At 58.2% G+C, this 12954-nt stretch carries 15 protein-coding genes; 14 read left to right on the top strand and 1 reads right to left on the bottom strand.

The window, feature by feature from the left end; translation table 11 throughout:
- Positions 1–356 precede the first annotated feature (356 nt).
- The 14 genes from atpB to ACKFRY_RS09385 all read left to right on the top strand — a co-directional run bounded on the left by atpB (position 357) and on the right by ACKFRY_RS09385 (position 10825).
- A complete protein-coding gene (gene atpB, locus ACKFRY_RS09450; RefSeq protein ID WP_005323384.1) occupies positions 357–1157 on the top strand; it encodes a F0F1 ATP synthase subunit A in 801 nt (266 codons plus the stop codon).
- Between the two features lie 104 nt (positions 1158–1261).
- Positions 1262–1501, top strand: a complete 240-nt coding sequence (locus ACKFRY_RS09445) for an ATP synthase F0 subunit C (RefSeq protein ID WP_005323383.1) — start codon at positions 1262–1264, stop codon at positions 1499–1501.
- A 43-nt stretch (positions 1502–1544) separates the two neighbouring features.
- Complete coding sequence (locus ACKFRY_RS09440) at positions 1545–2114, top strand: F0F1 ATP synthase subunit B (protein WP_005323382.1); 570 nt, start codon at positions 1545–1547, stop codon at positions 2112–2114.
- Between the two features lie 6 nt (positions 2115–2120).
- Positions 2121–2936, top strand: coding sequence for a F0F1 ATP synthase subunit delta (locus ACKFRY_RS09435; RefSeq protein WP_005323381.1), 816 nt, complete (start codon positions 2121–2123; stop codon positions 2934–2936).
- A 60-nt stretch (positions 2937–2996) separates the two neighbouring features.
- Entirely contained in the window at positions 2997–4637 is a 1641-nt protein-coding gene (gene atpA / locus ACKFRY_RS09430) for a F0F1 ATP synthase subunit alpha (protein ID WP_023021750.1), read from the top strand.
- 50 nt (positions 4638–4687) lie between these two features.
- Positions 4688–5677 (top strand): F0F1 ATP synthase subunit gamma, encoded by a 990-nt coding sequence (locus ACKFRY_RS09425; protein ID WP_250409366.1) that lies wholly within the window; start codon positions 4688–4690, stop codon positions 5675–5677.
- Between the two features lie 3 nt (positions 5678–5680).
- Positions 5681–7126 carry a F0F1 ATP synthase subunit beta gene (gene atpD, locus ACKFRY_RS09420; protein WP_005323378.1) on the top strand — a complete coding sequence of 482 codons (1446 nt, stop codon included), beginning with the start codon at positions 5681–5683 and terminating at the stop codon, positions 7124–7126.
- Positions 7127–7136: 10 nt separating this feature from the next.
- Positions 7137–7505, top strand: a complete 369-nt coding sequence (locus ACKFRY_RS09415) for a F0F1 ATP synthase subunit epsilon (protein WP_005323377.1) — start codon at positions 7137–7139, stop codon at positions 7503–7505.
- Positions 7506–7691: 186 nt separating this feature from the next.
- Positions 7692–8168 (top strand): DUF2550 domain-containing protein, encoded by a 477-nt coding sequence (locus ACKFRY_RS09410; RefSeq protein ID WP_408922738.1) that lies wholly within the window; start codon positions 7692–7694, stop codon positions 8166–8168.
- A 23-nt stretch (positions 8169–8191) separates the two neighbouring features.
- Positions 8192–8884 (top strand): endonuclease NucS, encoded by a 693-nt coding sequence (gene nucS, locus ACKFRY_RS09405; protein ID WP_250410351.1) that lies wholly within the window; start codon positions 8192–8194, stop codon positions 8882–8884.
- Positions 8884–9168 (top strand): hypothetical protein, encoded by a 285-nt coding sequence (locus ACKFRY_RS09400; RefSeq protein ID WP_408922737.1) that lies wholly within the window; start codon positions 8884–8886, stop codon positions 9166–9168. Before nucS ends, ACKFRY_RS09400 begins: the two co-directional genes overlap by 1 nt.
- Positions 9169–9178: 10 nt before the next feature.
- Positions 9179–9487, top strand: a complete 309-nt coding sequence (locus ACKFRY_RS09395; protein ID WP_005323373.1) for a thiamine-binding protein — start codon at positions 9179–9181, stop codon at positions 9485–9487.
- A complete protein-coding gene (locus ACKFRY_RS09390; protein ID WP_408922736.1) occupies positions 9488–10414 on the top strand; it encodes a co-chaperone YbbN in 927 nt (308 codons plus the stop codon).
- An 18-nt stretch (positions 10415–10432) separates the two neighbouring features.
- Positions 10433–10825: a low molecular weight phosphatase family protein gene (locus ACKFRY_RS09385; protein WP_179386387.1), complete on the top strand. Its 393-nt coding sequence runs from the start codon at positions 10433–10435 to the stop codon at positions 10823–10825.
- A gap of 5 nt (positions 10826–10830) precedes the next feature.
- Here ACKFRY_RS09385 and glgB read toward each other — a convergent pair whose 3' ends face one another.
- Positions 10831–12948: a 1,4-alpha-glucan branching protein GlgB gene (gene glgB, locus ACKFRY_RS09380; protein ID WP_408922735.1), complete on the bottom strand. Its 2118-nt coding sequence runs from the start codon at positions 12946–12948 to the stop codon at positions 10831–10833.
- Positions 12949–12954: the final 6 nt, after the last annotated feature.

Here is a 12954-nt window from a genome sequence, read left to right as displayed (position 1 = left end):
GGGCACCCCCGAGGAGGAGGTGAAAGAGAACAGTGTGATGAACTCCACGTTCTTGAATTTGGCCGGAAAATAGCGGTTTTGATCCTTTGATCGCTGCTGTGGGAAAGATCAACTCGCAAACTGGGGCCCCCACGTGCAAAAACTCTTGATCTAGCTGATACTATTTCCCTCGGGTTACCGCGGTAGTTGGCACCAGCCTGCTTTCCGTCCTGGTAAATCCCTGCCTTGATCACGCTGATGTGCGACGGAGTCCGTGTTCAAGGCGGAGAGTTTGAGACGTCCATCGCACCACAGAAGCTTTCACAAGCTGTGTGGCCCGAACACGGGAGAGAACGCTGAGCGTTACAACATTGGCTATGAAAGGGCACTTCCATACGCCCGATCTAGGTGAAGAATTCTTCCCGGGGCAAATGAATGCTGACCATCTGTTTTTCGGCGACTTTGCCGGCGGATGGTTCGCGCTTGATCGCCTGATGCTGATTCGTATATTGATGACGCTGATTGTGGTGATCCTATTCTGGGCCGCCTTTAAGAACCCCAAGCTGGTTCCTTCCGGCCTTCAGAATGTGGGCGAAAACGCGGTCGACTTTGTCCGTGTACATATCGCTGAGGACATCTTGGGTAAGAAGGAGGGAAAGCGATTTCTGCCAATTATCGCTAGCATCTTCTTCGCGGTTTTGTTTATGAACGTTGCGACCGTTATCCCGGGGCTAAACGTCTCGCCAAACGGTCGTATTGGTATGCCAATTGTCTTGGCTGCCGTTGCGTATATCGCCATGATTTACGCCGGTGCTAAGCGTTACGGCTTGGGAAAGTTCATTCGCTCCTCTGTAGTGATTCCGAACTTGCCTCCGCTACTGCACTTGCTGGTGGTACCGATTGAATTTTTCTCTACGTTCATTCTGCGACCGGTTACCCTTGCTATTCGTCTCATGGCGAACTTCCTTGCTGGACACATCATCCTGGTTCTTCTCTTCTCTGCTACGAATTTCTTCTTCTGGCAGCTGAATGGGTGGACCGCCCTGTCTGGATTAACCGTTGTCTTGGGCTTGGCTATGAGCCTGTTCGAGATTCTGGTTATTTTCCTGCAGGCGTACATCTTCGCTCTGTTGACGGCGGTGTACATTGAGCTGTCCCTGCACGCAGATTCGCACTAAGGACGAGGTCGACGAGCGCGACCGAGTAAACCACCTAACTTCACAACATTGACATTCAGTCCGATTGTGGGCTGACACATTTACGAAAGGGAACGACTTTCACCATGAACGAGATCATTCTGGCAGCGGACGCCGCTTCTAAGTTTGAAGGCTTCGGTACTATTGGCTACGGCCTAGCAGCTATTGGTCCTGGTATCGGTATCGGCATCGTCGCCGGCAAGACCGTTGAGGCTATGGCTCGCCAGCCGGAGATGGCCGGTCAGCTTCGTACCACCATGTTCCTGGGTATCGCCTTCACTGAGGCCCTGGCACTTATTGGCCTCGTTGCCGGCTTCCTGTTCTAAAAGCTCGAGTTTTCCAAACCGAAACTTTTAAGACGGGAGACCTATGAATAACGTCGTTTATATGCTTGCTGCAGAAGGAGGGGAGAACCCGGGATCGGGTAGCTTCTCCGTGCTTCTGCCCAAGAATTATGACATTTTCTGGTCTTTGCTGTGCTTCATTGTAATTCTCTTGTTGTTCTGGAAGCTTGTGCTTCCGAAGTACACCAAGATGCTGCAGGAGCGTGAAGACCGGATCGAGGGTGGCTTGAAGCGCGCCAAGGCTCAGCAGGCCGAGGCTAAGGCCGCTCTGGAAAAGTACAATGCTCAGCTGGCCGATGCCCGTGCAGAGGCAGCCGAGATCCGCGAGCAGGCGCGCGAGCGCGGCAAGCAGATTGAGGCCGAGGCTAAGACCAACGCGGAAGAAGAGTCCCGCCGCATCGTCGCCAATGGCGAGAAGCAGCTGGAGGCTTCCCGCTCGCAGGTTGTTACTGAGCTGCGTTCCGAAATGGGCCAGAACTCCATCAACCTGGCGGAGAAGATTCTGGGCGGCGAGCTTTCCGACGCCTCTAAGAAGTCCTCCACCATTGATGGCTTCTTGTCCGAGCTCGACTCTGTGGCACCGGCCGGAAAGTAGGCAACTATGAAGGCAGCTAGCCGCGAAGCACTCGCAACCTCGCAAACCCGCTTGGATGAGATCCTGGGAGGCGACAACAATGTCGCCACCGCCGCGCAGGCGGGCCTGGATATCTTTGAGGTTGTCGATGTCTTGGATGCAGACCGCGAATTGCGCGTCGCATTCACCGATATCGCCGCCCCGAGCGAGGCACGCAAGTCCCTGGCCGAGACCCTGTTTGGCTCCAAGATTTCCGGTGGCGCATTGCGCATCATCCAGGAAGCTGCGGCTGCACAGTGGTCCACCCCGAAGGACTTTGTCAAGGGCTTGGTGTCCCTGGGCCGCCGCGCACTGCTGCGCGGTGCTGAGGCGCAGGGGCAGCTGGGCCAGGTAGAAGACGAGCTCTTCCGCCTGTCCCAGATCCTTGACCGTGAGGGCGAGCTCACCCAGCTGCTTTCCGACCGAACTGCTGATTCCGCCCGCAAGCGCGGATTGCTGGCAAACGTGCTCTACGGCAAGGTCACGATGTTTACTGAGGCACTGGTGCTTCAGGCCATCTCCCGCCCAGAGCAGAACCCGATCGATGACGTAGCCGCACTGGCTGATTCTGCAGCTGATCTGCAGGGTCGCACTATTGCGCGCGTTACCGCTGCGGGTGAACTAAACGAAGGCCAGCAAGCAGTACTCGCTGAGAAGCTGGGCAAAATTTATGGTCGTGCGATGTCCATTCACTCTGAGGTTGACACCAGCCTCCTCGGTGGCATGCGCATCCGCGTCGGCGATGAAGTCATTGACGGTTCTACGGCAGGCAAAATTGCCCGCCTGCGTGCCCAGATGGCATAGCCGAAACGACAGAAACGATTTAAGTAAGTGCTGGAAGATACTACCGAGAGCAGGAAGAACATGGCGGAGCTGACGATCTCCTCCGACGAGATCCGTAGTGCGATTGCGAACTACACCTCGAGCTACTCCGCGGAGGCCTCCCGTGAGGAGGTCGGCGTGGTCATTTCGGCAGCTGACGGTATTGCGCAGGTTTCTGGCCTGCCGTCCGTTATGGCGAATGAGCTGCTCGAGTTCCCAGGCGGCGTTATTGGCGTCGCACAGAACCTTGACACCAACTCCATCGGTGTCGTGGTCCTGGGCAACTTCGAGTCCCTCAAGGAGGGCGACGAGGTTAAGAGGACCGGCGAGGTTCTCTCCATCCCAGTGGGCGAGGAATTCCTCGGCCGCGTAATTAACCCATTGGGTCAGCCGATCGACGGCATGGGCCCAATCAACGCTGAAGAGGAGCGTGTCCTCGAGCTGCAGGCACCGTCCGTGCTGCAGCGCCAGCCGGTTGAAGAGCCAATGCAGACCGGCATCAAGGCTATCGACGCAATGACCCCGATCGGCCGCGGCCAGCGCCAGCTGGTCATCGGCGACCGTAAGACCGGTAAGACCGCGGTCTGCATCGATACCATTTTGAACCAGAAGGCTAACTGGGAGTCCGGCGACAAGGATAAGCAGGTACGCTGCATCTACGTCGCTATCGGCCAGAAGGGCTCGACCATCGCCGGCGTACGCCGCACCCTTGAGGAGCACGGCGCACTGGATTACACCACCATCGTGGCCGCACCGGCTTCCGATTCCGCCGGCTTCAAGTGGCTGGCACCGTTCTCCGGTGCAGCACTGGGTCAGCACTGGATGTACCAGGGCAACCACGTCCTGGTTATCTACGATGACCTGACCAAGCAGGCTGAGGCCTACCGTGCCATTTCCTTGCTGCTGCGCCGTCCGCCGGGACGCGAGGCATACCCGGGCGATGTGTTCTACCTGCACTCCCGCCTGCTGGAGCGTGCTGCAAAGCTTTCCGACGACATGGGTGCTGGCTCCATGACCGCCCTGCCGATCATCGAGACCAAGGCAAACGACGTCGGCGCCTTCATTCCGACCAACGTCATTTCCATTACTGACGGCCAGGTCTTCCTGGAGTCCGACCTGTTCAACCAGGGCGTTCGTCCGGCTATTAACGTCGGTGTTTCCGTCTCCCGTGTCGGTGGCGCAGCACAGACCAAGGGCATGAAGAAGGTCGCCGGTAACCTGCGTCTGGACCTGGCTTCCTACCGTGACCTGCAGGCCTTCGCGGCATTCGCATCTGACCTGGATGCTGCCTCCAAGGCTCAGCTGGAGCGCGGTTCCCGTCTGGTCGAGCTGTTGAAGCAGTCCGAGTCCTCCCCGCAGCCGGTGGAGTACCAGATGGTGTCCATCTACCTCGCCGAGGCTGGCATCTTCGACGTCGTTCCCGTTGAAGACGTCCGCCGCTTCGAGGACGAGGTGCACGAGTACCTCAATGCCAATACCCCAGAGGTCTTTGAGCAGATTTCCGGCGGCAAGCCGCTGACCGATGAGTCCAAGGACGCATTGGTTGCGGCAGCTAAGGACTTCCAGCCGACCTTCCGCACCTCCGAGGGCCACAACTTGGGCTCCGAGGCGCCGGTAGAGCCTTTGGATGAAAGCGACGTAAAGAACACCGAGCTCAACGTCTCCCGCAAGACGGCTAAGTAGAGTTCAGAACTCACAACTAACCGTCTAGATTAAAGAAGGGAGGAGAAACGATGGCTAATCTTCGCGAACTACGTGACCGCATCCGGTCCGTCAATTCGACTAAGAAGATCACCAAGGCCCAGGAGCTCATTGCTACCTCGCGCATTACCAAGGCGCAGGCTAGGGTAGAGGCCTCACAGCCGTACGCGGCTGAGATGACCAGCATGATGAACAAGCTGGCTGCCGCCTCTACGTTGGAGCATGACATGCTGCGTGAGCGTGAAGACGGAAACGTCGCCGCCATCCTCGTGGTCACTTCTGACCGCGGTATGTGCGGTGGCTATAACAACAACGTCTTCAAGAAGGCAGCACAGCTGCAAGCTCTCCTGGAAAGCAAGGGCTACGAGGTAGTTCGCTACGTTACCGGTAATAAGGGCATCGGCCACTACAAGTTCCGCGAGGACGAGGTAGTTGGCAGCTGGGGCGGTTTCTCTCAGGATCCAACCTGGGAGACCACCCACGATGTGCGCCGTCACTTGATTGATGGCTTCATTGCTGGTTCCCATGGCACTACCAAGGGCCGCGACGGCCTGCATGCGCAGGGTGAGGGCGCCGGTGTACGTGGCTTTGACCAGGTACACGTTGTCTACACCGAGTTTGAGTCCATGCTGACCCAGACCGCGCGTGCTCAGCAGCTGTTGCCAGTTCAGCCGGTTATTCAGGATGAGGAGTATCACCTCGGAGACTCCGCTCTGACTGACTCCGCATCTGCGGACGACGTTGCCGCAGGATTCGAGTTCGAGCCAGACGCAGAGACGCTGATGGAAGCGCTGCTTCCGCAGTACGTCTCGCGTATCCTGTTTGCTATGTTCTTGGAAGCCTCTGCTTCCGAGTCCGCTGCACGCCGTACAGCTATGAAGTCTGCTACTGACAACGCAACCGAGATGGTCGAGGACCTCTCTCGCGTGGCTAACCAGGCCCGTCAGGCACAGATTACCCAGGAAATTTCAGAGATCGTCGGTGGCGCTGGCGCGCTATCTGACAGCGCAGAAAGTGACTAGATTATGACTACAGCTCTGCAAGAGCAGAATGCACAGTCTTCGGCAGTCGCCGGTCGTGTCGTGCGCGTCATCGGTCCGGTTGTGGACGTGGAATTCCCACGTGAGGCACTGCCGGCCCTGTACAACGCACTGCACGTCGACATTAAGCTCGAAGCTGTTGCAAAGACCGTCACCCTCGAGGTCGCTCAGCACCTCGGTGACAACCTTGTCCGTACCGTGTCCATGGCACCGACCGACGGCCTCGTCCGCGGTGCAGAGGTCATCGACTCCGGAAAGCCAATTTCCGTGCCGGTCGGCGACGTCGTCAAGGGCCACGTCTTCAACGCCCTCGGTGACTGCCTCGACGAGCCGGGTCTCGGCCGCGATGGTGAGCAGTGGGGCATCCACCGCGAGCCGCCAGCGTTCGACCAGCTCGAGGGTAAGACCGAGATTCTGGAGACTGGCATTAAGGTCATTGACTTGCTGACCCCGTACGTTAAGGGCGGCAAGATTGGCCTCTTCGGCGGCGCAGGTGTGGGTAAGACCGTTCTCATTCAGGAGATGATTACCCGTATCGCCCGTGAGTTCTCCGGTACCTCCGTCTTCGCCGGCGTCGGCGAGCGTACTCGTGAGGGCACCGACCTCTTCCTGGAGATGGAAGAGATGGGCGTGCTGCAAGATACCGCACTTGTCTTCGGCCAGATGGATGAGCCGCCAGGAGTCCGTATGCGCGTGGCTCTGTCCGGCCTGACCATGGCGGAGTACTTCCGCGATGTGCAGAACCAGGACGTGCTGCTGTTCATCGACAACATCTTCCGTTTCACCCAGGCCGGCTCCGAGGTTTCGACCCTGCTGGGTCGTATGCCTTCCGCTGTGGGTTACCAGCCAACCCTGGCTGATGAGATGGGTGTCCTGCAGGAGCGCATTACCTCGACCAAGGGCCGTTCCATTACGTCCCTGCAGGCCGTTTACGTTCCTGCCGATGACTACACCGACCCGGCTCCGGCAACGACGTTCGCTCACCTGGACGCCACCACCGAGCTGGACCGTGCTATTGCTTCCAAGGGTATTTACCCAGCAGTGAACCCGCTGACCTCTACCTCTCGTATCCTCGAGCCGGGTATCGTTGGCGAGAAGCACTACGAGGTTGCACAGCGCGTCATCGGTATTCTGCAGAAGAACAAGGAACTCCAGGACATCATCGCCATCCTTGGTATGGACGAGCTGTCCGAGGAGGATAAGGTCACCGTTCAGCGTGCCCGCCGTATCGAGCGCTTCTTGGGCCAGAACTTCTTCGTCGCACAGAAGTTCACCGGCCTGCCGGGCTCTTACGTGCCGCTGTCTGAGACCATCGATGCCTTCGAGCGCATCTGCGATGGCGAGTTTGACCACTACCCAGAGCAGGCTTTCAACGGCTTGGGTGGCTTGGACGACGTCAAGGCTGCATACGAGAAGTTGAACGAGAAGTAGGGAGAGGCACATGGCTGACATCACCGCCGAATTGGTTTCCGTCGAGCGCCTGCTGTGGTCTGGACAGGCCTCCATGGTCACGGCTGAGACCACCGAGGGTGAGATCGGCGTGCTTCCCGGTCACGAGCCAATGATCGGTCAGCTGATCGATAATGGCGTGGTGACCATCCACCCAGTGGACGGCGAGCGCCGCGTCGCCGCCGTGCAGGGTGGTTTCCTCTCCGTTACCCAGGACAAGATTACCGTCCTCGCTGATTGGGCCATCTGGTCCAATGAGGTGGATGAGGAGAAGGCTCAGAAGGATTTCGCTTCTGAGCACGAGCTCACCAAGTCCCGTGGCGAGGCCGCACAGCGTGCAGTTCGCCGCGCCAAGGCTTAATCCCTTGGATTGGTAGGAGAGGGCAGCAATAGCCGCCCTTCCTGCTCTCTTAAGGCGCATCGGTTTATAGCCGGTGCGCCTTCTTCGTTTTTTCTTTGTCTTTTCTTATTGGCGTGTAGGCCCTTCAAGGCGCTACAATCCAAAGAATCAGTTTCTCCACAGAGCGAGGATGGCGTGAAAAGGCCCATGAATTCAACGGTGGTTGCAGTGCTTCTGTGGGCCCTTGCAGTGGCCCTGCTGCTAGTTATTTTTCTGGCTGCGCTTCGCTTTTTCACCGTGCGATCGCGCGGTACTTCAGTCCTCCTGCGCCGAGTTCCGGCTAAGAATTCCCTTTCCTGGCGCCATGGTTCGTTGCGTTATGAAGGCGAATTTGTGGAGTATTTCAAGCTCCGTTCTGTCTCTCCGCGCTGTGATCTGCGCATCAACCGCCTCGACATCGAAGTAGTGAGCACCCGCCCGCTTGATGATGACGAGGCTTCTTTTATGTCCGCTGCCACCGAGGTCATTCGCTTTCGGGCCAAGGGAAAAGAATATGAGCTGGCGTCGGACGCACACGGCATCATGGCCTTCGGGGCGTGGGTGGAGGCCGCTCCATCAAAGCGCCAGCAGCGCTTTGACTTCCGAGAATTGCGCGAGCGCGCTACCCGTCAATCCAAGCGATAACTCCACCCGCTAGGGTAGAGAACATGCGTTTAGTAATCGCCCGATGCTCAGTAGATTACGTGGGCCGCTTGGATGCCCACCTGCCGATGGCAGACCGCCTGCTCATCGTCAAAGCGGACGGTTCCGTGTCCGTGCATGCCGACGACCGCGCTTATAAGCCGCTCAACTGGATGACACCCCCGTGCACCCTGAAGGAGTCAGCGATTGAGGACCTCGACGGGGAAGACACCGGCGAAATTTTGTGGCTGGTGGAAAACCCCAAGGGCGAGCAGTTGCGTATCACCATTGCTGAGATTCATGAAGAAATCTCCTATGACATGGGCGAGGATCCAGGCCTAGTCAAGGATGGCGTCGAAGCTCACTTACAGGAGCTCTTGGCGGACCAGATTGATACCTTGGGCGAGCGCTACACCTTGGTGCGCCGCGAATATCCTACAGCCATCGGTCCTGTGGACATCATGGCGAAGGATGAGAACAATAATAACGTCGCCATCGAGGTAAAGCGCCGCGGTGGCATTGATGGCGTAGAACAGCTGACACGGTATCTAGAGCTGCTTAACCGCGATGAGCTTCTCGCCCCTGTGTCCGGTGTATTTGCGGCCCAGGAAATCAAGCCGCAAGCTCGTACCTTGGCTGAGGACCGCGGCATTCGGTGCGTCGTACTGGATTACCAAGAGCTGCGCGGCCTCGAGTCGAATGAACTGCGACTGTTCTAATGCCACGGCGAAATAGACGCAAACCCATAGAGATCCGATCCCTGCCTAAGGACGGCTCAACCTTTCTGGGCTCGCAAACGGTCGAGGGACCAAGCTGGACGCACGGCGAACCCTACGTCATGCGGCATATTGGTTCTGCTCGCGCTCAGAAGTACTACTTGTGCCCTGGCTGTAACCAAAACATTCCGCCCGGGGTGGCACACATCGTCGCCTGGCCGCGGGACGTGGGCCGCCAGGGCGACGATCGCCGGCATTGGCACCGCCACTGCTGGGAGCGTAGGTAGACTAGCGGGCATGATTGTTGCATTTTCTGTAGCCCCAGCGGTGGTCAATAATGACTCCCAAGAAATGGCCGATGCCGTGTCCGAGGCTGTGCGCGTAGTCCGCGAATCCGGCCTGCCCAACGAGACTAATGCCATGTTCACCTTGCTAGAAGGCGAATGGGACGAGGTCTTTGACACGATTAAAAAGGCTACCGATGCAGTGCGTGCGGTTTCCCCACGCACTTCTTTGGTGGTCAAGGCCGATATTCGCGAAGGCGTAACTAATCAGCTAACGGACAAAGTAGATGCGGTTAACCGCCGCCTTGCAAAGGAGGACTAGATGACTTCACCAAATAATGCTTATGTAGGAGGAGCGCTCGACCTCAGCCAGGTCAAGGCGCGAGCCGAGGCCCGGCAGAAGGCGCAGGAATCGCCGCAGACAAGTGCCGCCGGCGTCCAGCCCTTCTTCACGGTGACCGAGGCCAACTTCGATCAAGATGTGGTTCGCCGGTCTACGGAAGTTCCGGTCGTGGTTCTCATCGGTACTGCTCGCTCTACCCAGTCGGAGCAGTTGAAGACGGACCTTGCGGATTTGGCCGCGCAAGGAAACTTGAGCTTCTTGGTTGCTTACGTGGATGCGGATGCTACTCCGCAGGTTGCGCAGGCCTTTGGTGTTAAGAATCTGCCGACAGTCGTGGCCTTGGGTGCTGGGCAGCCACTAACGAACTTTGAGGGTGCGCAACCCAAAGACGCCCTAAAGCAATGGGTCGATACCCTGGTGCAAAATGTTGGACCACAGCTGAAGGGCCTGCAAGGCAATGAGGCATCGGAACAGCCACAAGAGGAAGAAGAGGATCCGCGTCTCCAGGAAGCAGAAAGTTTCTTGAACGCCGGCGACTTTGATGGCGCTCTCAACGTCTACAACTCCATCTTGGAATCCGAGCCCGATAATGTGCAGATCAAACAGGCGCGCGACACCACCGTATTGCTCCAGCGCCTCGATCCTGCCAACCAGACCGAGGACCCGATTGCGGCCGCGGAAGGGGATAAAGGGGACGTCGATAAGCAAATGCGAGCTGCCGACGCCGAGGTGGTAGCCGGAGCCCCAGAAAAGGCCTTTGATCGCCTCATCGAGACTATGAAGACAACGGCTGGTGATGAGAAGTCACGCCTGCGCGAGCGCTTGCTGGAGCTCTTCGGACTCTTTGAGGGCAATGACCCGCGTGTGATGGAAGCTCGCACCAAGCTGGCAAGTGCCTTGTACTAGCTCGGGTAGTATAAAAGCATGACATCAGTGCTTTTCCTGTGTAATACAAATCGCGGCAAGTCGCAGATGGCTGCGGCACTAGCCGCCAAGCATGCGCCTGACTGGGATATTTACTCGGCTGGGGTGCAAACTACCCCGGAGCATACCCAGCAGGGCATCAATCAAGAAGCCAAAGCTTCCCTCGCGAAGGTGGGCGCAGAAATGACTGGTACCCCTGCTCTAGTGGATCCTCACCTGGCTGCCGCTGTCGACCACGTCATTGTAGTAGGTGATGCGAAATATGAGGGGCCAGCGCAGCGGTGGGACATCGAGGATCCTTCACTGCGTGGTTTGGAGGGCGAAGAGCGCATGGATGCGCTTCGCGATGACATCGAAGCGCGCGTGGTGGAGTTCCTACGCGCGCAGCGATAGGCGTTTTATTTCTCCAGTACGTACCACTGCACCGAGTTAGCCGGTAGGTGAAGCGTGGCGGAGTTCTCCGCCACGTGAATGTGCTGGGGAAGTGGGTTCCCAGCGCCTTCGTAGACGGCGTCATCGGTGTTGAGTACCATCTGCCATTCGCCGTCCTGTGGAACCCAGAGGCCATAGTTGGGGATGGAAGAGCCAGAAAGGTTGCACACGGCGAGTAGCGCGGAGCCGTCCGCACCGTAGCGGACGTAACCCAGCACGTTATTCGTCGAGTCATCGGCCTTGACCCATTGGAAGCCGTCTTGGCTGAAATCCTGGCTCCACAAAGCTGGGGTGTCGCGGTAGATGAGGTTGATATCGCGCACGAGGCGCTTAATGCCCTGGTGCCATTCGCTACCCCAACCGTCGAGGTTGCTCCAGTCCACGGAATGCTCCTCGGACCACTCGGTGGTTTGGCCAAATTCTTGGCCCATGAAGAGCAGATTCTTGCCGGGGTGGGAGAACATGTAGCCATATAGAGCGCGCAGTCCGGCGGCCTTATTCCAGTCGTCGCCAGGCATGCGCTGCCACAGCGAGCCTTTGCCATGGACTACTTCGTCGTGGCTAAACGGCAACACGTAGCGCTCAGAATAGGCATAGACCATGGAGAAGGTGAGCTCGCCATGGTGATAAGAGCGGTGGATGGGTTCGTGCTTGAAGTACTCCAAGGTGTCATTCATCCAGCCCATATTCCATTTCAGGGAAAAGCCTAGACCGTTTTCAGAGGTGGGGGCGGTAACGCCCGGCCAGGAGGTGGATTCTTCAGCAATGGTGAGTACGCCTGGATGCGTGCGGTTGAGGGTGGCGTTGGTTTCCTGCAGGAATTGCACGGCCTCTAGGTTCTCGCGGCCGCCATGTTGGTTGGGCAGCCACTCATCGCGGGAATAGTCTAGGTAGAGCATGGAAGCCACGGCGTCTACTCGCAGGCCGTCGATGTGGAATTCTTCGGCCCAGTATAGGGCGTTGGCCACGAGGAAATTGCGGACCTCATTGCGGCCGAAGTCAAAGACATAGGTGCCCCAATCGGCCTGCTCGCCGCGGCGGGGATCGGGGTGCTCGTAGAGAGCTTGGCCATCAAAGCGACCCAAGGCCCAATCATCCTTGGGGAAGTGGGCTGGCACCCAGTCCACGATGACGCCGATGCCATTCTCGTGCAGGGCATTGACCAGCTCTCGGAATTCATCCGGCGAGCCCCAACGCGCAGACGGCGAGTAGTAGCCAGAGACTTGGTATCCCCAGGATCCGCCGAAGGGGTGCTCGGCCACGGGCAAGAGCTCGACGTGGGTGAAACCGTGCTCCTTGAGATAAGGGATGAGCTCCTCGCGAAGGCGGTTATAATTCGCCCCGACCTTCCACGAGCCGACGTGGACCTCATAGATGCTCATCGGGACATCGAGGTTTCCGGTGCGCTTGTTTATCCAGGCGGAGTCGGACCAGGCGAAGCTGGTGGAATCCACGATGGAGTCCGTCTCCGGCGGGCAGGCGGTGCGCTTGGCTAGGGGATCGGCCTTGTCCTTGCGGCCCTCGTGGCTAAAGATGGCGAACTTATAGTGCTCGCCAGCACCGATACCAGGAACGAAGACCTCCCATACGCCGGTAGATCCTAAAGAACGCATCGGATACTGAGTGGGGTTCCAGCCACAGAAATCGCCCACGACGGCAACTCCCTGGGCATTGGGCGCCCACACGGCAAAGGAGACGCCGGATACGGTACCCATTTCGGTGTCATAAGAACGCAGGTTGGCGCCGAGGACATCCCAGAGGCGCTCGTGGCGGCCTTCGCCAATCAGGTGCAGATCCAGCGAGCCCACCGTGGGAAGGAAGTGATAGCCGTCTGCCACGGTGCGCGTAGGTGCCTCCGGATAGGAGATTTCTAGGCGGTAATCGCAGTTATCGCCAATTTCCGCCTCCCAGATGTCATCGCCCACCGAATCCATGGACACGGATTGCGTGGGAGTGTGCAGCTGCACCTCGGTAGCGCCTGGTTGGCGGGTGCGGACGGTACCGTCGTGCCAGCCGTAGAAACCGTGCGGGTCATGGTGGCGGCAGTCATTGAGGCGAGCGAGATCAGCGGCCGGGATAGTCATACAATC

Source organism: Corynebacterium tuberculostearicum (genome assembly GCF_046097255.1).
Classification (GTDB): Bacteria; Actinomycetota; Actinomycetes; order Mycobacteriales; family Mycobacteriaceae; genus Corynebacterium; species Corynebacterium tuberculostearicum_J.
The sequence above is the reverse complement of the archived record's forward strand: the minus strand, read 5'-3'. Positions and strand labels throughout refer to the sequence as shown.

Excerpts from the sequence above, each read along its gene's own strand:
- ACKFRY_RS09390 (WP_408922736.1), top strand. The coding sequence starts at position 9,488 with ATGACTTCACCAAATAATGCTTATGTAGGAGGAGCGCTCGACCTCAGC.
- atpA (WP_023021750.1), top strand. The coding sequence starts at position 2,997 with ATGGCGGAGCTGACGATCTCCTCCGACGAGATCCGTAGTGCGATTGCG.
- ACKFRY_RS09385 (WP_179386387.1), top strand. The coding sequence starts at position 10,433 with ATGACATCAGTGCTTTTCCTGTGTAATACAAATCGCGGCAAGTCGCAG.
- nucS (WP_250410351.1), top strand. The coding sequence starts at position 8,192 with ATGCGTTTAGTAATCGCCCGATGCTCAGTAGATTACGTGGGCCGCTTG.
- glgB (WP_408922735.1), bottom strand. The coding sequence starts at position 12,948 with ATGACTATCCCGGCCGCTGATCTCGCTCGCCTCAATGACTGCCGCCAC.
- ACKFRY_RS09440 (WP_005323382.1), top strand. The coding sequence starts at position 1,545 with ATGAATAACGTCGTTTATATGCTTGCTGCAGAAGGAGGGGAGAACCCG.
- atpB (WP_005323384.1), top strand. The coding sequence starts at position 357 with ATGAAAGGGCACTTCCATACGCCCGATCTAGGTGAAGAATTCTTCCCG.
- ACKFRY_RS09435 (WP_005323381.1), top strand. The coding sequence starts at position 2,121 with ATGAAGGCAGCTAGCCGCGAAGCACTCGCAACCTCGCAAACCCGCTTG.
- ACKFRY_RS09425 (WP_250409366.1), top strand. The coding sequence starts at position 4,688 with ATGGCTAATCTTCGCGAACTACGTGACCGCATCCGGTCCGTCAATTCG.
- ACKFRY_RS09445 (WP_005323383.1), top strand. The coding sequence starts at position 1,262 with ATGAACGAGATCATTCTGGCAGCGGACGCCGCTTCTAAGTTTGAAGGC.
- ACKFRY_RS09410 (WP_408922738.1), top strand. The coding sequence starts at position 7,692 with ATGAATTCAACGGTGGTTGCAGTGCTTCTGTGGGCCCTTGCAGTGGCC.
- ACKFRY_RS09400 (WP_408922737.1), top strand. The coding sequence starts at position 8,884 with ATGCCACGGCGAAATAGACGCAAACCCATAGAGATCCGATCCCTGCCT.
- ACKFRY_RS09395 (WP_005323373.1), top strand. The coding sequence starts at position 9,179 with ATGATTGTTGCATTTTCTGTAGCCCCAGCGGTGGTCAATAATGACTCC.
- atpD (WP_005323378.1), top strand. The coding sequence starts at position 5,681 with ATGACTACAGCTCTGCAAGAGCAGAATGCACAGTCTTCGGCAGTCGCC.
- ACKFRY_RS09415 (WP_005323377.1), top strand. The coding sequence starts at position 7,137 with ATGGCTGACATCACCGCCGAATTGGTTTCCGTCGAGCGCCTGCTGTGG.